Source organism: Flavobacterium sp. CAN_S2 (genome assembly GCF_015752255.1).
Lineage (GTDB): Bacteria > Bacteroidota > Bacteroidia > Flavobacteriales > Flavobacteriaceae > Flavobacterium.
This window is the reverse complement of record NZ_JADOVA010000005.1, coordinates 341606-360932: the sequence shown is the minus strand read 5'-3', so window position 1 is coordinate 360932 and position 19327 is coordinate 341606. Positions and strand designations below refer to the sequence as shown.

Genomic DNA, 19327 nt, shown 5'->3' with positions numbered 1-19327 from the left:
TAAGGAAATCCTTATCTTTAAACTTTACTTTTGAAGTATAAATAAGATAAAAATGCTCGAAAAAATTATTGCTTTTAGCTTAAAAAACAAACTGATTGTCATACTCTTTACTTTGGGAGTTTTCGGATTTGGTTTGTTTTCTGTTTTCCAAATATCCATTGGAGCAGTTCCAGACGTTACGAACAACCAAGTTCAGGTAATTACTACTTCTCGTAACCTTTCTACACAAGATATTGAACAGTTTATCACGTATCCTGTTGAGATTGAAATGGCTAATTTGCCTGGTGTAAAAGAAATTCGTTCTATTTCAAAATTTGGTTTATCCGTAGTCACGATTGTTTTTGATGAAAATTTAGGAACCTATCTTCCAAGACAACTTATTGCGGAGAAAATCAAAACTGCCTCGGAGAAGATTCCGCAAGGTTTTGGGACACCAGAAATGGGCCCAATCACTACAGGACTTGGAGAAATCTATCAATATACTTTAGAAGTAAAACCAGAATTTAAGAATAATTATTCCGTTACTGATTTACGAACCATACAGGATTGGGTGGTAAAACGTCAATTATCGGGAATAAAAGGTGTTGTAGAAATTAATACTTGGGGTGGATTTTTAAAACAATACGAAATCGCGATTAGTCCGTCGCGTTTGAAAGCCATGAATATCACAACAGCTGATGTTTTTACAGCGCTGAAAAAAAACAATAGTATCGCCGGTGGAGCTTACATCGAAAAAGTGAACCAAAGTTATTTTATCAGAGGCGAAGGAAAAGTAAATTCGCTGGAGGATATTGGGAATATTGTTGTTACAAATGCAAATGGATTACCAGTTTATATCAAGAATGTAGCGCAAGTTCGTTTTGGTCATGCTAACCGTTTTGGTGCAATCACGGGTAATGGCGAAGGCGAAAAAGTCTTGGGACAAGTGATGATGCTTAAAGGTGGAAATTCTAAACAGGTAATTGATGATGTTAAGAATAGAGTTGCCGAAATCCAAAAAACATTACCTGATGGTGTTTACATTAATGGATTTTTGGAACGGAGTGAATTAGTGGGAAAAACGACTTTTACAGTTGCCGAAAACTTGATTTTAGGATGTTTAATCGTAATTTTTGTTGTCATTCTGTTATTGGGAAACTGGCGTTCCGGCTTGGTCGTGGCGTCTGTGATTCCGTTGTGTTTATTGTTCGCCATTTCGTTTATGAATATTTTTGGTATCGATGCCAATTTAATGAGTCTGGGAGCGATAGATTTTGGAATTATCATCGATGGTGCTGTAATTATTGTTGAGTTTATTGCATTTCAAATCGCCAGTAAATCAGCTCATTTAGTAAATCTCAGCAAGGAAGAACGCCAGTTGGAAATTGACCAAATCACTTATAAAAGTGCTTCCAAAATGATGAATTCGGCTATTTTTGGCCAATTGATTATTCTGATTGTTTTTATTCCAATTCTGTCCTTATCCGGAATTGAAGGTAAAATGTTCAAACCGATGGCGATGACATTTAGTTTTGCATTATTAGGTGCTATGATCTTTTGTTTCACCTATGTTCCGGTCGTTTCTTCTTTGTTTTTAAAACCAAAAGAAGAAAATCCAAATTCATTATCCAGTAAATTAATCCATAAACTGAATTCCTGGTATTTGCCTATTATTACTTGGGCGGTAAGCAATACTAAAAAAGTAATGTATGGCGCATTAGGATTATTATTGCTGGCCGTGGGATTATTTGCAACCATGGGAGGAGAATTTATTCCTACGCTTGATGAAGGAGATTTTGTGATTCAGCCGGTTCTAAAAACAGGAACATCTTTGACAAAAACAATAGCGATAACGACCAAAATAGAAAAAATAATCCTCAATAACTTCCCGGAAGTCACACAAGTTGTCAGCAGAATTGGAGCTGCCGAAGTGCCTACAGACCCAATGTCTATGGAAGAAAGTGATATTATTGTAAAATTGAAACCCAAATCAGAATGGACTTCGGCTTCCTCCAAAGATGAATTGGCAGATAAAATAAAAGCAGCATTGGAAAAACAAATTCCGAATATGGAAATCGAATTTACGCAACCGATAGAAATGCGCTTTAACGAATTAATTTCTGGAACCCGATCAGATGTGGCAGTTAAAGTTTTTGGTGAAGACTTAAATATTTTGGCACAGAAAGCGCATGAAATCAAAAATGCTATTGCAAAAGTAGAAGGCGCATCGGATATTATTATCGAAAAAACAGAAGGTTTGCCACAAATGTCTGTAGTTTATGATCGTTCGAAAATTGCCCGTTACGGTTTGAATATTGCTGATTTAAACGAAATGATTGCGCTTGGCTTTGCCGGAAAAACCGTTGGAAATGTTTTTGAAGGAGAAAAGCGTTTTGATATGGTAATCCGTTTGGATCAAGCAAACCGCCATGATATTGAAGATTTGCGTAACTTATATGTACCAACACCAAACGGAGAACAAATTCCGTTGAGCGAATTGGCATCTATTGAATATACTGAAGGTCCCGCTAAAATTTCAAGAGACAATACCAATAGAAGAATTGTAGTGGGAATCAACGTTCGGAATCGTGATTTGCAAAGTGTAGTGACTGATATTCAGAAAATTGTGGACAATCAAGTTAAATTGCCAGCTGGTTATTACGTGAAATATGGCGGGCAATTTGAAAATTTACAAAGCGCCAAAGCCCGATTGATGATTGCAGTTCCTATCGCATTATTTTTGATTTTTATCCTTTTGTATTTTGCTTTTGGCTCCGTAAAAGAGGCATTAATGGTCTATTCAGCGATTCCTTTGTCAGCAGTTGGTGGAGTTCTATTTTTATGGATGCGTGATTTGCCTTTCAGTATTTCGGCAGGCGTTGGTTTTATTGCACTTTTCGGAATTGCAGTATTAAACGGAATTGTCCTAATCGAACATTTTAAAGAACTCAAACACCAAGGCATGAAAGATATCGATGCATTAATTTTAAAAGGAACTACCGATAGATTACGTCCGGTTTTATTAACCGCTTCGGCTGCCGCATTAGGATTTTTACCCATGGCAATTTCATCTTCGGCTGGAGCAGAAGTGCAACGACCATTAGCAACGGTAGTCATTGGCGGATTGTTTACGGCAACTATTTTGACGATGATTGTGCTGCCTATTTTATATAAGGTTTTTGATAGTCAATCCTTCAAAAAAGCGAAGTTTAAGAAACATCAAAGCTCCACTTATATCATTTTGTTATTGTTGAGTTCTTCGTTGGCTTTTTCACAAAATTCTAATCCGGAATTGGATAGTTTATTGTCGAAAGCAATTCAAAATAATAAAGGAATTAAAGCGGCTCAATTGCAAGTGGATAAAACAAAAGCCAATATCAAAACTGCAAATACTTTTGATAAAACCAATATTTATTACAGTTACGATCAAAATAATTTGGCACTCAATAACGAACCTTTAAGAGTATTTGGCGTACAGCAACGTTTTGCTTTTCCCACGGTTTACGGAGCGCAAAAAAAAGTATTTTCCTCAGAATATGAAAGGGAAAAAGCCAATTTTGATATTCAAAAAAACAAACTTTCTTTAGCTGTTTCTAAGTCGTATCAGCATATCGTTTATTTGCAACATCAAGAAAAATTGTATCACTATTTAGATAGTTTGTACCAAAATTTCTCTAAAGCAAGCGACAGACGTTTTGAATTAGGAGAAACTAATTATCTGGAAAAAATTACGGCTCAAGCTAAATTCAGACAAATTAGAACTAAGCTTTCGCAAATTGAGAATGACAAAAAAGCACAATACGAACTGTTGCAATCCTTGCTTCAAGACGATGAAATAATAACAATAAATAGTAATTCAATTACACCTTTAAATACTTTTACTGATACAAAAAGTAAATCATTTTATACTGCTTATTTAGAAAGTGTTACTAAAAATTATAAAAGCCAGATAGAGTTACAAAAACAACATTGGTTGCCGGATATTAACTTGGATTATTTTCAAGGAAGAAATAACGGTTTATCACAGTCGTTGTATGGTTTTCAAGTTGGTTTAGCAGTACCGATTTTATTCTCGGGACAAGTTGCTAAAAGTAAAGTTGCACAACTTGAATTACAAAGTTGGGAACAACAAAAGCAAAACGAGGAAGTAAAAATAGAAAAGTTCATTAATCAAAAAAAGAATGAATTAGCTAAGCATCAGGAAGCGATAAATTACTACAATTTGTACGGGAAAAAATTATCGGATGAGATTATAAAAGTAGGAAACAATAGCTACAAACATGGTGAAATTGATTTTTTCCAATACATACAAAGTTTAGAAAATGCGACAACCATTCAGGTGGACTATTTAGATACTATTTTACAATTCAACCAAACCCAATTAGATTTACAATACCTAAATTTTTAAAATACAACTAATGAAAAAATCTCTCTATATAATCGCTTTATGTCTTGTTTTATTTTCTTGTAAAGAATCGCAAACGGAGGAAGTAGAACAAAAAGACAACGGTTTGACAATTGTAACTTCCGCCCAATTCAAATCTTCGGGAATGGAGATTGCAAGTCCAACAGAACAGGATTTTGATGTAACGGTAAAAGCATCAGGGAAAATTGATGTTCCACCACAAAACAGAGCTAAAGTGAACACTTTTATGGGCGGTTATGTGAAATCAACAACGCTTTTGGTTGGAGATAAAGTAACAAAAGGACAAGCTTTATTAACGCTACAAAACACGGAATTTCTGGATATTCAAAAAGACTATATGGAAGTAGCGGAGCAACTAAATTACTTGAAATCGGAATATGACAGGCAAAAAACCTTGTATGATGAAAAAATCACTTCGCAAAAAAACTACCTAAAAGCAGAAAGTGAATACCGAAGAGCTAAGGCAATGCATCAAAGTTTACGTGCCAAATTAGTGCTTTTGAACATTAATCCTAGAAATGTAGAGAAAGGAATTTTGACTTCAACAATCACTATTTTTTCTCCAATAGCAGGTGATATTGTCATTATGAATGCGAATGTAGGAATGTATGTAGCACCTTCGGATGTGATTCTTGAAATTGTCGATACGGATCACTTGCATTTAGAATTAGCCGTTTTTGAAAAAGATATTTTGAATGTGAAAATTGGGCAAAAAATATATTTTAAAGTTCCTGAAGCTACTAAAGATGTTTTTAATGCTGAAGTACATTTGGTTGGAAAATCAATAGAAGGGAATGATAGAACAATTAATATTCACGGACATTTAGACGATGCCATAAAACAAAAACTGTTGACGGGAATGTTTGTAGAAGCTGAAATAATCATTAATTCTAAAAAAGGTTTAGCAATTCCTTCTGAAGCATTAGTTACTGAAAACAACAAAAATTTCGTACTTTTATTGGACAATGAAAAAAACGGGTATTCATTCAAGAAAGTAAGCGTTACAATAGGCGAGAAGTCTGAAAATTTCGTCGAAATACTTCCAAATACTGCAATTAATGCCTCTTCAAGAATTTTGACAAAAGGGGTATTCGATTTAGCTAATTAATTAAAAAGTAAATAAAATGGACTTGAAAAAACTTAAAGATCAGTTGCAAACAGAGGTTGATACTGCCTTTTTGTATGATAGCATTGCTGCCATTCAATCGGATGATAATCTTTCAAGAGTATTATTGAGTTTAGGTGAAATTGAAAAAGGACACGCGAAACACATGTTTGATAAAGTGTTGACTTTGGAACCAAATTATAAAATGCCTTCGCCTTCAGGAAGAGCAAAATTCCAATTGAAGTTGGGTAAAATCTTTGGTTACAGTTCTATTATTAGCAATCTTTCCAGTATAGAAAAGCAGTTTGCCGTAAATTCAATTAAAAATAAACTTAAAAGCGGAGAGAAACCAACAGGTTTTGAGCACAATCATCTTAATATTATTGAAGCAGTAAACAATAATGCAGCCTTAAATGTTTCCGGTGGCTTATTGTCTAAATTTGAAAGCAGGCATAAATCAGTAGGCGGAAATGCATTGCGTGCCGCCGTTTTAGGTTCCAATGATGGATTGGTTTCAAATATGAGTTTAGTAATGGGAGTTGCCGGTGCGGCTGTTTCTAATAATACGATATTGTTAACCGGTATTGCAGGACTTTTAGCAGGAGCAATTTCAATGGCTTTGGGCGAATGGCTTTCGGTACAAAGTTCGAGAGAATTAAACCAGCGCCAAATTGATTTGGAAACCGAAGAATTGGAAGCTTCTCCAGAAGAAGAGAAAAAAGAATTGGTTTTATTGTATCAGGCCAAAGGAATGAATGCTGTTGAAGCACAAAAACTGGCTGACAAGGCATTTGAAAATCCTCAAACGGCGATTGATGCAATTATTACGGAGGAATTGGGAATTGACAAAGAAGAATTAGGAGGATCAGCTTGGGAAGCAGCAACAGCTTCGTTTGTACTTTTTGCCATTGGAGCTATTATTCCATTATATCCATTTATGTTTTTAGACGGAAAAAATGCCATTTTATTAAGTGTCGGAAGCAGTGTTGTTGGCCTTTTTGGAATAGGTGCCGCAATTACTTTATTGACAGGAAGAAGCATTTTATTTTCTGGATTTAGACAAGTTTCTTTTGGATTGCTGGCTGCAGCAGTAACTTATGGAATTGGCTCCTTGATTGGAGTTTCATTAGCAGGATAAAAAATTAGCTTCCTATAAATCAATAGAATATAAACTTTAAATAAAAAATTATGAATGATGCCCATTTACATATGGTTGTAAACCATTTTCCAATTATTGGAACTTTTTTTGGAATAGGAATTTTAATTGCTGGAATGTTTTTAAAGAATGATTCTGTAAAAAATACAGCGTATATTTTATTTGTGATTGCGTCAATTTTTGGTGCCTTGAGTATGGCAACAGGCGAAGGAGCTGAGGAAATGGTGGAAGATTTTCCAAATATTGGTAAAGCAATTATCCATGAACACGAAGAATTAGCGGAGAAATTTGCTCTAGTACTTTATGTAACGGGAGTTTTTGCATTGATTTCATTGGGCGCAGCTGTAAAAAAGTTTCGTATGGCTAAAATATTTTCTTTTATTACACTTCTTTTAGCTTTAATAAGCGGAGTTTTGTCAATAAAAGTAGGAACTTCCGGAGGTGAAATTCGTCATACGGAAATCAGGGAAAACAGCGCATTTTCAGCACCTTTGAATGAGAATCCAGCTGCTACAAAAGAATATAAAGGAGATGAGAAATAATTTTAATTTAACAAAAATTACTACTTAAGTTAAAATTAAAATTGCTTTTTAAAAAATTAATCTCTTATATTTGCAAAAGAATTAAAACAAAGCACACAAAATGTTTACAAATCAATTGCATCATCATCATTTTCATTATTGCTCTCAAGCGATGTGTTAATGGTATGTGTGTAAATCATCATATTCTAAAAACCCGTTTGAGTACATCAAACGGGTTTTTTATTACCTAATATTTGTACTCAATCAAATTATTTTAAAGAAAAAAAAAAAAGACAAAATGAGTACATTAAAAATTGCAATTCAAAAATCAGGACGTTTAAACGAAGACAGCATTCAAATTTTAAAAGATGCAGGTATTTCAATAGATAACGGAATCGACCAATTAAAAGCCGAAGCATCCAACTTCCCGTTAGAGGTTTTATATTTAAGAAATTCGGATATTCCTCAATATTTGATTGATGGAGTTGTAGATATTGCTATCGTTGGTGATAATCTTTTAGTCGAAAAAGGCGGGGATATTGAAGTAATTCAAAAATTAGGTTTTTCAAAATGTAAAGTATCTGTTGCTGTACCAAAGGCATTCGAATACAAATCCGTTAAGGATTTAGAAGGTATGCGCATTGCAACTTCTTACCCTAAAACAGTACTTGATTTTTTTAGTTCTAAAGGCGTGACAGTTGATATTCACCAAATTTCAGGTTCAGTAGAAATAGCTCCAAACATTGGTCTTGCTGATGCTATTGTTGATATTGTTTCCAGCGGAAGTACTTTATTTAAAAATAATCTGAAAGAGGTTGAAGTTATTTTTAAAAGTGAAGCAGTTTTAGCTGTTTCGCCAAAAGTAAGTCCTGAATCTCAAAAAATAATTGACACGTTAAAATTCAGAATCGAATCTGTTTTAAGAGCTAGAAAATCAAAATATATTTTGATGAACGTTCCAAATGATAAAATTGAAGCAGTTGGTAAAATTCTTCCTGTATTAAGAAGTTTAACCGTATTGCCATTGGCACAAGAAGGATGGAGCAGCGTACACTCCGTAATCGACAAAGATACTTTTTGGGATGTAATTGATCAATTGAAAGAAGCTGGTGCCGAAGGTATTTTGGTTTGTCCAATTGAGAAGATGGTACTTTAAGAATTTTAAATTATAAGTTGTGAATTATGAGTTTAAAAACGGAATAATTCTATTATTTAATCTTTGAATAAAACTATAAATGAATAAAATATACAATCCTAAAGCAGAATCTTGGTCCTCAATTTTAGAGCGTCCTACCAAAACTATTGATGACATTGAAGCCACTGTAAAAGAAATTTTCAGTGAAGTTCAAAAGAAAGGTGATGTTGCTGTTGCAAAATATACGTCGCTTTTTGATGGTGCCAAAATTGATACTATTGAAGTTTCTAAAGCTGAAATTGATTTGGCAATTGCTTCCGTTTCTCCAGAGTTGAAAGAAGCTATTGAGTTAGCCAAATCTAATATTTCAAAATTTCATATTGCTCAAAAAACGGATAGAGTTGCTGTAGAAACAATTGAAGGAGTAAATTGTTGGCAGGAAAAACGACCTATTCAAAAGATAGGGTTGTACATTCCTGGAGGAACTGCTCCATTATTTTCTACAGTATTAATGCTTGCTGTTCCTGCAGAAATTGCTGGTTGTAACGAAATTGTTTTATGTTCACCTCCGGATAAAAATGGAGTTGTAAATCCTGCGATTTTGTATGCTGCAAATTTATGTGGAGTGACAAAAATATTAAAAGTAGGAGGAATTCAGGCTATTGCAGGAATGACTTTTGGAACAGAAACGATTCCAAAAGTGTATAAAATTTTTGGTCCTGGAAATCAATTTGTGACAGTTGCAAAACAATTGGCTACACAATTTGGCGTAGCAATTGATATGCCGGCTGGACCATCAGAATTACTGATTGTTGCTGATGAGACTGCAGTTCCGGCTTTTGTGGCTTCGGATTTATTGTCACAAGCAGAACATGGTGCGGACAGTCAGGTAATTTTAGTTTCTACTTCCAAAAAATTAATTGATGCTGTAGAAACAGAAATCCAGATACAAATGGAAGCGTTGCCAAGAAAAGCAATTGCCGAAAAAGCGATTGCGAATTCAAAATTGATTTTTGTTGAAAATGATAAAATTGCTTTGGACTTAATCAATGAATACGGACCGGAACACTTTATTATTTGCTCAGAATTTGATGATTTTTACAGCAATGGTGTTCAAAACGCGGGTTCTGTATTCATAGGGAATTATACTCCTGAAAGTGCCGGAGATTATGCTTCCGGGACTAATCATACATTGCCAACTAATGGTTATGCCAAAAATTATAGTGGCGTAAATTTGGATAGTTTTACTAAATCTATGACTTTCCAAAAAATAACCGAAAAAGGGATACAAAATATCGGAAAAGCTATAGAAATAATGGCAGAAGCGGAAGGTTTACAAGCACACAAAAATGCAGTTACATTACGATTAAAAGCGATTGAAGATGGAAAATAATTTCGATATAAATAATTTAGTCAGAGAGAATGTTAAGCAAATGAAACCTTATTCTTCGGCTCGCGATGAATTTGAGGATTTTGACACCGCAGATATGATTTTTTTGGACGCTAATGAAAATCCGTTTGAAAATGGTGTAAACCGTTATCCAGATCCACAACAAATGAGTGTAAAAGAGGTTTTGGCAAAACAAAGAAAGGTCAAAACCAATCAAATTTTGCTTGGAAACGGAAGTGATGAAGTGTTGGATTTGTTATTCAGAGCTTTTTGTGAACCAAAAAGGGACAATGTGATTACTTTGCCACCAACCTACGGAATGTATGGTGTTTTGGCGAATATTAATGCTGTAGAAAACAAAGAAATTTTACTTTCAGAAGACTTTCAACCGCAAATTGAAAAAATCATGGAGGCTGTTGATGAAAACACTAAAATCATCTTTTTGTGTTCTCCAAATAATCCTACTGGAAACTCCTTTTCAGATGAAAGTGTGGCGTATCTTTTGCAAAATTTCAAAGGATTAGTGGTGATTGATGAAGCCTATATTGACTTTTCAAAGAAAGATAGTTGGATCAATGAATTGGATGAATATCCAAATCTAGTTATTACCCAAACATTATCAAAGGCTTATGGTTTGGCAGGAATTAGATTGGGGATTTGTTATGCATCTACGGAAGTAATTTCTGTTTTAAATAAAATAAAACCACCGTATAATGTAAATGAATTGACTCAGAAAAGAGCTTTGGAACGGTTGGACAATCCTGAAAAAATAAAATTTGAAATTGACTCTATTATAACACAAAGAGAGGAATTACTTAAAGTATTACTTGATATTGAATTTGTAGAAAAAATTTACCCTACAGAAGCTAATTTCATTTTAGTAAAAGTAGATGATGCTAATAATAGATATGATGAATTGATTGCAAAAGGAATCGTAATTCGGAATCGAACCACCCAACCATTATGCGATAATTGTTTGCGTTTTACTGTTGGAACTGAACAAGAAAATATGAAATTAATTGAGGTTTTAAAACAACTTTAAACCTTAAACTTTAAACTTTTTTTAATGAAAAAAATACTTTTTATAGACCGTGACGGAACAATGGTTTTAGAACCACATGATTATCAGTTAGACAGCTTTGAAAAATTAGAATTCTATCCAAACGCTTTTCAATATCTTGGAAAAATAGCTAAAGAATTGGATTTTGAATTGGTAATGGTTACAAATCAAGATGGTTTAGGAACTGATTCTCACCCGGAAATCAACTTTTGGCCAGTACATAATTTAATTATGAAAGCTTTTGAAAATGAAGGCGTTGTTTTCAGTGAAGTTTTTATCGACAAAACATTTCCACACGAAAATGTGCCAACTCGCAAACCTGGCACTGCTATGTTGACCAAATATCTTAATAATCCCGAGTATGATTTAGAGAATTCATTCGTAATTGGAGATAGAATAACTGATGTAGAATTAGCCAAAAACTTAGGTTCAAAAGCGATTTTCATTAACAGAGATGAAGCTTTGGGAGGTGATGAAATATCTTCAAAAAGACACGAATTGGATTCGGTTATTGCCTTGCAAACTACTGATTGGAAAACCATTTACGAGTTTTTAAAATTAGAGGAACGTTCTGCTTCCATAGAAAGAAAAACGAATGAAACGGATATTTTCATTAATTTAAACCTTGACGGAACCGGAAAAAGCAAAATCGAAACCGGAATTGCCTTTTTTGACCACATGTTGGACCAAATTGCGCGTCACGGACAAATGGACTTGGAAATCCTTGTAAAAGGTGATTTAGAAGTCGATGAACACCACACAATTGAAGATACAGCGATTGCACTTGGTGAGGTTTTTGCAAAAGCATTAGGAAACAAATTAGGAATAGAACGTTATGGTTTTTGTTTACCAATGGACGACTGTTTAGCACAAGTGGCTATTGATTTTGGAGGCAGAAACTGGCTGGTTTGGGAAACCGAATTCAAACGTGAAATGGTAGGTAAAATGCCTGCGGAGATGTTTTATCATTTCTTCAAATCATTCTCGGATGGTGCTAAGGCAAACATCAACATAAAAGCAGAAGGAACTAACGAACATCACAAGATTGAAGCCATTTTTAAAGCTTTTGCAAAAGCTATAAAAGTAGCTGTAAAAAGGGATACGGAGAAGATGATTTTGCCAAGTACGAAAGGAATGTTGTAAAATTGTTTAAAGTTTAAAGTTTCAGGTTAACCCGAGTAACTTTAAACATTAAACTTGAAACAAAACTAAAATGAAAATAGTAATCATAAATTACGGCGCAGGAAATATTCAAAGCATAAAATTCGCTATTGAAAGGTTAGGTTTTGAGGCTGTTTTGAGTAACGATTGGACAGAAATTAAAGCGGCTGATAGAGTTATATTTCCAGGGGTTGGCGAAGCTAGTTTCGCAATGAAAATGCTTATTGACAGCGGTCTTGATGTATTAATTCCAACCTTGAAACAACCCGTTTTAGGAATTTGTTTGGGCATGCAATTGATGTGCAATAAATCAGAGGAAGGGAACACTACAGGTTTAGGAATTTTTGATGTTGATGTAATTAAATTCACGCCAAAAGTGAAAGTTCCGCAAATGGGATGGAACCAGATTTACAACTTGAAATCACCTTTATTTGAAGGAATTAATGAAAACGAATACATGTATTTGGTTCATAGTTTTTATGCGCCAAATTGCCCAGAAGTCATTGCTACAACTGATTATGAAGTTGAATATGCTTCAGCTTTACAGAAAGATAATTTCTATGGAACACAATTTCACCCAGAAAAAAGTGGTGATATTGGAGAACAAATTTTGGCGAATTTTTTAAAACTTTAAGTTAAGTCTTTAGGACTTTCGACTTTCAAACTTTAAGACTAATTATAATGAGAATAATACCCGCAATAGACATCATAGAAGGAAAATGTGTTCGCTTATCAAAAGGCGATTACAATACCAAAATTATATATAATGAAAATCCGCTTGAAGTGGCAAAATCATTTGAAGCACATGGAATTGAATACTTGCATTTGGTTGATTTAGACGGAGCCAAATCAAGCCAAATTGTGAATTACAAAATTTTGGAGCAGATTGCTACGCAAACCAAATTGAAAATTGATTTTGGTGGTGGATTAAAATCGGATTCCGACTTAAAAATTGCGTTTGAAAGTGGTGCTAATCAAATTACCGGTGGGAGTATTGCTGTGAAGAATAGAGAACTATTCGAAAAATGGATTGCAGAATATGGTTCTGATAAAATCATTTTGGGAGCAGATGCTAATAATGAAAAAGTAGCTGTTTCAGGTTGGTTGGAAGATTCAAACGAAGATTTGATTCCGTTTATACAAGACTACCAACATAAAGGAATTCAGTACGTTATTTGTACGGATATTGCCAAAGACGGTATGCTTGAAGGACCATCTTTTGATTTATACGCTAAAATTTTGACGGAAGCCAAGGGCATAAAATTGATTGCTTCAGGAGGAATTTCTACTTTTGACGAATTGCCAAAACTAGCTGAATTAGGTTGTGAAGGAACGATAATCGGAAAAGCAATTTACGAAGGACGAATTTCGTTGAAACAATTGGAAAACTACATTTTAAGTATGAATTATTAAGCATTAAATATGAGTGAAGACGTAATAAAAATAAAAAGTTTTTCTTTTGCTATTAGAATTGTTAATTTATATAAAACTTTAAATAGTAGAAGTGAATATGTAATGAGCAAACAAATTTTACGTTCAGGAACTTCTGTAGGTGCAAATATTAGAGAGGCTAAAAATGCAGAAAGCAAAGCTGATTTCATTCATAAAATGGGTATTTCTCAAAAAGAAGCTGACGAAACATTATATTGGCTTGAGCTTTTACAAGCAACAAATTATATTTCAAATGAAGAATTTTTAAGTTTAAATAACGATGGTGTAGAGGTTTTAAAATTAATATAAAGCATAATTATTACATCTAAAAACAATATCAAAAAAACTTAATAATTCATCTTTACAATTTAATACTTAATTTAGATGTTAACAAAAAGAATTATTCCCTGTCTCGATATAAAAAACGGAAGAACCGTAAAAGGTGTTAATTTTGTGGACTTGCGTGATGCAGGAGATCCAGTGGAATTAGCCAAAATATATTCGGATGAAGGTGCTGATGAATTGGTTTTTTTAGATATTTCGGCAACGGAAGAAAGAAGAAAAACCTTGATTGATTTGGTTCGTAAAGTCGCTTCAACGATCAATATTCCGTTTACTGTTGGTGGTGGAATTTCATCTGTAAAAGATGTGGAAGTTTTGTTGCAAAATGGAGCTGATAAAGTTTCTATTAATTCCTCGGCAGTCAAAAACCCGCAGTTGATTAATGATTTGGCACAGAAATTTGGAAGCCAATGTGTAGTTGTTGCGATTGATGCAAAGCAGATTGATGGTGATTGGATTGTTCATTTAGTGGGAGGAAAAGTACCTACAGAATTGAATTTATTTGATTGGGCAAAGGAAGTCGAAGAACGCGGTGCAGGTGAAATTTTGTTTACCTCAATGGATAATGACGGAACTAAAAATGGATTTGCAAATGAAGCTTTGGCTAAATTGTCGGAATTAGTTAATATTCCTATTATTGCTTCTGGCGGTGCAGGAAACATACAACATTTTGTAGATGCTTTTCAAAAAGGAAAAGCTGATGCAGCATTGGCCGCAAGTGTGTTTCATTTTAAAGAAATTGAAATCAAGACATTAAAAACAGCCCTTAAAAATAATAATATCGAAGTACGGATTTAAATTAAGGCATAACTATTAAGTATAAGTTATTAAGTATTGAGTTGCTTATTTATACATATATCTTAATACTTAAGACTTACAACTTAATACTTAAAAAACATGAACATAGATTTCTCAAAAAATACAGATGGATTAATTCCAGCCATAATTCAAGACAGCGAAACCAAAACGGTTTTGATGTTGGGCTTCATGAATGCCGAAGCGTATCAAAAAACGGTGGACACTAAAAAAGTAACTTTTTATAGTCGCACCAAACAAAGACTTTGGACAAAAGGCGAAGAAAGTGGAAACTTTTTGAATCTGATTGACATCAAAAACGACTGTGATAATGATACTTTATTGATACAAGTAAAACCGGAAGGACCTACTTGTCATAAAGGAACTGACACTTGTTGGGCTGATGAAAATAAGTCTGATTATGGATTTCTAACAACGTTAGAAGATACGATTCAACTTCGGAAAGAAAATGCCGATTCTGAAAAAAGTTATGTGGCTTCCTTATTTAAATTAGGGATGAACAAAATAGCTCAGAAAGTAGGCGAGGAAGCGATAGAAGTTGTAATTGAGGCAAAAGATGAAAATGACGATTTATTTTTAGGAGAAAGTGCCGATTTACTTTTTCATTATCTTATCTTACTGCAAGCCAAAGGATTTAAACTAAATGATGTTGTTGAAGTTTTGAAAAGCCGTCAAAAGAAAAATTAGTATATTTAAATTTCATTTATAAAAACCCAATAGCAAAATTGATTCGCTATTGGGTTTCCTTTTTTCTTTTATTTCCAAATGCAATCCACTATATTTACTATTATTTAAAAATTTAAAGTAGCGCATGCAAGTAATGAATTCAGATAATACCACATTTAACCCTGATTTAAACAATTCCATAATAAATACTGGCCTACATATAATCCTGACTACTGATGAAGATGATGCGCGACCAGTTTATATTTCTGGAAATTTTAATAATTGGCGTACACAGGACAAAGATTTTCTGATGGAGAAAATAGGAAACAGTTCGTATCATTATAAATTTTCGCACGATTTTGATTACCCAGCTGAGCTTTTATATAAATTTACAAAAGGGGATTGGAGTGAAGTAGAGATTGACAGCCATGGAAATCGAACCGAAAATCGCTCTACAATAGCGCATACTGGAATTCAAAACGAGCACGTTGCGAGATGGAGAAAAAATTGGTTGCCTTTTAAGCAATCCTTTTTGCCTCAAGTGCAGTTGATATCTGATGAATTTGAGATTCCGCAACTCAACAAAACCAGAAAAATTTGGGCACTTTTACCACATGATTATGACAATTCAAGTGAAAGTTATCCGGTGATGTATTTACAGGATGCCCAAAATTTATTCAATGAAACTGCTGAATTTGGCAATTGGGAAATTGATAAGAAATTGGCAGTTATGTCCGAGTACAAAATTGGAAAAATTATAATTATCGCAATAGAACACGCTGAAGAAGATCGCATAAAAGAATACAATGTTGGGAAAACAGTTCTGGGAAAAGGACAAGGTAAGAAATACATTCGCTTTGTAACGGACACATTAAAACCCTATGTAGACAGTCATTTTAGAACCAAAAAGGAACGGGAATTTACAGGAATAGGAGGAAGTTCTATGGGTGCTTTAGTGAGCATTTTTAGTGGATTAAGAAATCCTGAAGTGTATGGAAAATTAATGATTTTTTCTCCGTCACTGTGGGTTGTTCCGGAGTTAAAAATTGACATAAAGAAAGCTGATACCGCTGACACCAAAGTATATTTATATGCTGGCGGTGATGAAAGTAAAACTATGATTGAGCATGTAAATAAGTTTCAGAGTGATTTGATTTCAAGTGAATTTGTGAAAGAAAAATCGAACATTAATTTAAGTATAAACAGGCAAGGAAAACATAGTGAAACCTATTGGAGTGATGAATTTCCTAAAGCCATAGAATGGTTATTTTTTAATACAAAAAATTCGTAGTGAAGCTATTTATCGAATATAAAACACAAAATTATCAGGCAATACTATTAAATTTAATTAGTTAGCCATAAAAAAAACAAAGAAAATGATAACCACAACAATTACAAATTCAGATAATTTTTCAGGCACAATTTTGATTCCAGTTTTTGAAACCTATTCAAAAAGTATCGTTCCCATTACATTCAATGGTTTGGAAATTTCTTCAAAAGTTTTTTATGGAAAAAAAGATTCTCACTATTTAGCTGAAGAAAATGATAATACGTATCTCTTCATTGGATTGGGAAAAACTATAGATTATAAATCTTTGAAAACTATTTTTCGCCGCATTTCATCGAAACAAAAAGATAATTTCAGTTCGAATGTAGGTTTAGTTATACCGGAGGAATTCATTGAAAACCAGATTGAAGCTATGGTTTCAGGTTTGCTTTTGGGTACGTATGATTTAGGTCATTTTAAATTAGACAAAAAAACACATCCATTTATAGAACCCGATTTTAATTTGAGTTTGATTTCAGAAAAAGATCATTTGGCTGCAGCCAAAAAAGGAATTAAAATTGCCAAAGCACAATTAGCAACGTACAGCTTAGTCGATTTGCCGCCTAATACTGTTAATCCAAAATATTTAGCAAAATGGGCCAAAGAAACAGGAGATCAATATGGATTTGAGGTTGAAGTTTTGGGATACGATGCTTCAAAAATAGTTGGATTGGGTGCTTTTTTAGCGGTAGGAAAAGGAAGTGAAAATGAGCCTCAGTTCATTATCATGAATTACACTCCTAAACAAGAAGTCCCACATCTAAAACATGTTGGATTGGTAGGAAAAGGAATCACTTTTGACACTGGAGGATTGAATATAAAAACAGCAGGAATGCTTCATATGAAATGTGATATGGCAGGTGGTGGTGCAGTTTTTGGGGCAATGCAACTAATTGCTGATTTGCAATTACCTGTAAAAGTAACTGCAATTGTACCTTGTGCCGAAAATGCTGTGGACGCAAAATCATTTTTGCCAAGTGATGTAATTCACAGTTACAGCGGACATTCTATAGAAATAATCGATACAGATGCTGAAGGCCGACTAGTTTTAGCTGATGGATTGTCCTATTTGATTAAAAATTTCGACCCGGAATATATTGTTGATATTGCTACATTGACGGGAAGCAGCGTGGCTACACTTGGTTTTGAATGTGGTGCTTTGTTTACCAATAACGAAGAAATGGCTAAGAAATTACAAGAAAACGGAGATGCAATTGGGGAGCGTTTGTGGCCATTACCGCTTTGGGATGTATATAAATCAGATATTGAAAGTGATATTGCTGATGTCAAGAATTTTAGTGGAAAAGCGGTTGCTGGAGCCATAAGTGCGGCTAAATTTTTAGAATATTTTACGCAAGAACATAAAGCTTGGGCACATTTGGATGTGGCTGGAGTAGCATTTGGCGATGATGAATTTGCTAAAAGTAAGCATGCAACAGCATTTGGTGTCCATTTATTAACTAAATTCATTGAAAATTTATAACCTATGGAAAATTCTAAAACGTTTCTTTGTATTTCAAATTATTTCAAAGGGTCCGATTTTTTAATTAATTTAAAAAAGTCAGGCAACAAAGTCTATTTAGTGACTAGCGAAAAACTGAGGGATAAACCATGGCCACATCAATATCTTGATGAGATTTTTTATATGGAAGGGCAGGATGTCGATTGGAATTTAGAACATCTGTTATTAGGTGTTGGTAATTTTATGAAGTCAACTAAAATTGATGCAATTGTAGCTTTGGACGATTATGATGTTGAAAAAGCTACGTATCTCAGGGAAAATCTTCGTATTGATGGAATGGGACAAACTACGGGACGTTATTTTAGGGATAAACTAGCCATGCGAATGAGAGCTAAAAGTTGTGGAATTCCTATTCCGGCTTTTTGCTCTTTATTTAATGACCATGACATCAACACTTTTGCGGATACAATTCCGGCTCCATGGGTTCTGAAACCACGCTCTGAAGCATCTGCATCAGGGATTATAAAAGTGTTTGATAAAGAGAGTTTGTGGATTCACATCAATGAAATGGGGAATAACAGGTTCAAATATTTAATCGAACAATTCAAACCAGGCGATGTATATCACTGTGATAGTTTGATTTCGGAAAGTAAAGTAATCTTTAGTTTGACTTCAAAATATTTGGCAACACCAATGGAAATTTCACAAGGAGGCGGTGTTTTCCGCTCTGCTAATATCAAATACAATTCTGATGATGACAAAGCGATAAAAAAACTAAATGAGCAAGTGATGAAAGGCTTTGGCTTGAAACATGGTGCTGCGCATACAGAGTTTATAAAAAGTAATGATGATGGTCAGATTTACTTTTTGGAAACATCCTCAAGAGTAGGAGGAGCGCATTTGGCCGAAATGGTTGCTGAAGCTTCCAATATCAATTTATGGAAAGAATGGGCAGCAATTGAAAATGGATTGGTCAAAGAATCTAAATACATTTTACCAAAAGTAAAAAAAGGATATGCAGGTATCGTTTTGACATTGTCAAAATTCCAACATCCTAATTTAACATCGTTTTCAGATCCGGAAGTTTGCTTTAAAGTTCCACTTGAATATCATGCGGGTCTTATTGTTAAATCAGATAAGCAAGAAAGAGTTTTAGAATTGTTAGAGGATTATGGCAATCGCTTAGCAAATGATTTTACTGCTGTAGTTGAACAAAGTAAAGTGACAAACCTTCATTAATTTTTGGTTTAAAATCTATAAGAAAAGCGACTATTTCCATAAGAATAGTCGCTTTTTTATTAAACTTTACTTAAAGTTGAACTGAACTGATTTTTATATCTTCGTAGCAAA

The 19327-nt window shown here is 33.9% G+C and carries 16 protein-coding genes; all 16 read left to right on the top strand.

The window, feature by feature from the left end; all coding sequences use genetic code 11:
• Positions 1 to 52: 52 nt before the first annotated feature.
• The 16 genes from IWX80_RS15425 (at position 53) to IWX80_RS15350 (ending at position 19216) form a co-directional block, all read left to right on the top strand.
• Entirely contained in the window at positions 53 to 4387 is a 4335-nt protein-coding gene (locus IWX80_RS15425; protein WP_196854214.1) for a CusA/CzcA family heavy metal efflux RND transporter, read from the top strand.
• 10 nt (positions 4388 to 4397) lie between these two features.
• Positions 4398 to 5513 (top strand): efflux RND transporter periplasmic adaptor subunit, encoded by a 1116-nt coding sequence (locus tag IWX80_RS15420; RefSeq protein ID WP_196854213.1) that lies wholly within the window; start codon positions 4398 to 4400, stop codon positions 5511 to 5513.
• 16 nt (positions 5514 to 5529) lie between these two features.
• Positions 5530 to 6648, top strand: coding sequence for a VIT1/CCC1 transporter family protein (locus tag IWX80_RS15415; RefSeq protein ID WP_196854212.1), 1119 nt, complete (start codon positions 5530 to 5532; stop codon positions 6646 to 6648).
• Between the two features lie 50 nt (positions 6649 to 6698).
• Positions 6699 to 7208 carry a hypothetical protein gene (locus IWX80_RS15410; protein WP_196854211.1) on the top strand — a complete coding sequence of 170 codons (510 nt, stop codon included), beginning with the start codon at positions 6699 to 6701 and terminating at the stop codon, positions 7206 to 7208.
• A gap of 277 nt (positions 7209 to 7485) precedes the next feature.
• Positions 7486 to 8343 carry an ATP phosphoribosyltransferase gene (gene hisG, locus IWX80_RS15405; protein ID WP_196854210.1) on the top strand — a complete coding sequence of 286 codons (858 nt, stop codon included), beginning with the start codon at positions 7486 to 7488 and terminating at the stop codon, positions 8341 to 8343.
• 79 nt (positions 8344 to 8422) lie between these two features.
• Positions 8423 to 9715: a histidinol dehydrogenase gene (hisD, locus tag IWX80_RS15400; RefSeq protein ID WP_196854209.1), complete on the top strand. Its 1293-nt coding sequence runs from the start codon at positions 8423 to 8425 to the stop codon at positions 9713 to 9715.
• Positions 9705 to 10754 (top strand): histidinol-phosphate transaminase, encoded by a 1050-nt coding sequence (gene hisC / locus IWX80_RS15395; RefSeq protein ID WP_196854208.1) that lies wholly within the window; start codon positions 9705 to 9707, stop codon positions 10752 to 10754. Before hisD ends, hisC begins: the two co-directional genes overlap by 11 nt.
• 24 nt (positions 10755 to 10778) lie before the next feature.
• On the top strand, positions 10779 to 11915 hold the full coding sequence (hisB, locus tag IWX80_RS15390; protein ID WP_196854207.1) for a bifunctional histidinol-phosphatase/imidazoleglycerol-phosphate dehydratase HisB: 1137 nt from the start codon (positions 10779 to 10781) through the stop codon (positions 11913 to 11915).
• Between the two features lie 70 nt (positions 11916 to 11985).
• The gene (gene hisH, locus IWX80_RS15385; protein WP_196854206.1) at positions 11986 to 12567 is read left to right on the top strand and encodes an imidazole glycerol phosphate synthase subunit HisH; all 582 of its coding nucleotides are present in this window, start codon (positions 11986 to 11988) and stop codon (positions 12565 to 12567) included.
• A 47-nt stretch (positions 12568 to 12614) separates the two neighbouring features.
• Entirely contained in the window at positions 12615 to 13346 is a 732-nt protein-coding gene (gene hisA / locus IWX80_RS15380) for a 1-(5-phosphoribosyl)-5-[(5-phosphoribosylamino)methylideneamino]imidazole-4-carboxamide isomerase (protein WP_196854205.1), read from the top strand.
• A gap of 9 nt (positions 13347 to 13355) precedes the next feature.
• Positions 13356 to 13673, top strand: coding sequence for a four helix bundle protein (locus tag IWX80_RS15375; protein ID WP_196854204.1), 318 nt, complete (start codon positions 13356 to 13358; stop codon positions 13671 to 13673).
• Positions 13674 to 13748: 75 nt separating this feature from the next.
• Entirely contained in the window at positions 13749 to 14504 is a 756-nt protein-coding gene (gene hisF, locus IWX80_RS15370; RefSeq protein WP_196854203.1) for an imidazole glycerol phosphate synthase subunit HisF, read from the top strand.
• A 99-nt stretch (positions 14505 to 14603) separates the two neighbouring features.
• Positions 14604 to 15209 carry a bifunctional phosphoribosyl-AMP cyclohydrolase/phosphoribosyl-ATP diphosphatase HisIE gene (gene hisIE / locus IWX80_RS15365; protein WP_196854202.1) on the top strand — a complete coding sequence of 202 codons (606 nt, stop codon included), beginning with the start codon at positions 14604 to 14606 and terminating at the stop codon, positions 15207 to 15209.
• Positions 15210 to 15333: 124 nt separating this feature from the next.
• Complete coding sequence (locus IWX80_RS15360) at positions 15334 to 16479, top strand: alpha/beta hydrolase (protein ID WP_334682375.1); 1146 nt, start codon at positions 15334 to 15336, stop codon at positions 16477 to 16479.
• A gap of 85 nt (positions 16480 to 16564) precedes the next feature.
• Positions 16565 to 17998, top strand: a complete 1434-nt coding sequence (locus IWX80_RS15355; RefSeq protein ID WP_196854201.1) for a leucyl aminopeptidase family protein — start codon at positions 16565 to 16567, stop codon at positions 17996 to 17998.
• Between the two features lie 3 nt (positions 17999 to 18001).
• Positions 18002 to 19216: an ATP-grasp domain-containing protein gene (locus tag IWX80_RS15350; protein ID WP_196854200.1), complete on the top strand. Its 1215-nt coding sequence runs from the start codon at positions 18002 to 18004 to the stop codon at positions 19214 to 19216.
• Positions 19217 to 19327 lie beyond the last annotated feature (111 nt).

Excerpts from the sequence above, each read along its gene's own strand:
- IWX80_RS15425 (WP_196854214.1), top strand. The coding sequence starts at position 53 with ATGCTCGAAAAAATTATTGCTTTTAGCTTAAAAAACAAACTGATTGTC.
- IWX80_RS15420 (WP_196854213.1), top strand. The coding sequence starts at position 4,398 with ATGAAAAAATCTCTCTATATAATCGCTTTATGTCTTGTTTTATTTTCT.
- IWX80_RS15415 (WP_196854212.1), top strand. The coding sequence starts at position 5,530 with ATGGACTTGAAAAAACTTAAAGATCAGTTGCAAACAGAGGTTGATACT.
- IWX80_RS15410 (WP_196854211.1), top strand. The coding sequence starts at position 6,699 with ATGAATGATGCCCATTTACATATGGTTGTAAACCATTTTCCAATTATT.
- hisG (WP_196854210.1), top strand. The coding sequence starts at position 7,486 with ATGAGTACATTAAAAATTGCAATTCAAAAATCAGGACGTTTAAACGAA.
- hisD (WP_196854209.1), top strand. The coding sequence starts at position 8,423 with ATGAATAAAATATACAATCCTAAAGCAGAATCTTGGTCCTCAATTTTA.
- hisC (WP_196854208.1), top strand. The coding sequence starts at position 9,705 with ATGGAAAATAATTTCGATATAAATAATTTAGTCAGAGAGAATGTTAAG.
- hisB (WP_196854207.1), top strand. The coding sequence starts at position 10,779 with ATGAAAAAAATACTTTTTATAGACCGTGACGGAACAATGGTTTTAGAA.
- hisH (WP_196854206.1), top strand. The coding sequence starts at position 11,986 with ATGAAAATAGTAATCATAAATTACGGCGCAGGAAATATTCAAAGCATA.
- hisA (WP_196854205.1), top strand. The coding sequence starts at position 12,615 with ATGAGAATAATACCCGCAATAGACATCATAGAAGGAAAATGTGTTCGC.
- IWX80_RS15375 (WP_196854204.1), top strand. The coding sequence starts at position 13,356 with ATGAGTGAAGACGTAATAAAAATAAAAAGTTTTTCTTTTGCTATTAGA.
- hisF (WP_196854203.1), top strand. The coding sequence starts at position 13,749 with ATGTTAACAAAAAGAATTATTCCCTGTCTCGATATAAAAAACGGAAGA.
- hisIE (WP_196854202.1), top strand. The coding sequence starts at position 14,604 with ATGAACATAGATTTCTCAAAAAATACAGATGGATTAATTCCAGCCATA.
- IWX80_RS15360 (WP_334682375.1), top strand. The coding sequence starts at position 15,334 with ATGCAAGTAATGAATTCAGATAATACCACATTTAACCCTGATTTAAAC.
- IWX80_RS15355 (WP_196854201.1), top strand. The coding sequence starts at position 16,565 with ATGATAACCACAACAATTACAAATTCAGATAATTTTTCAGGCACAATT.
- IWX80_RS15350 (WP_196854200.1), top strand. The coding sequence starts at position 18,002 with ATGGAAAATTCTAAAACGTTTCTTTGTATTTCAAATTATTTCAAAGGG.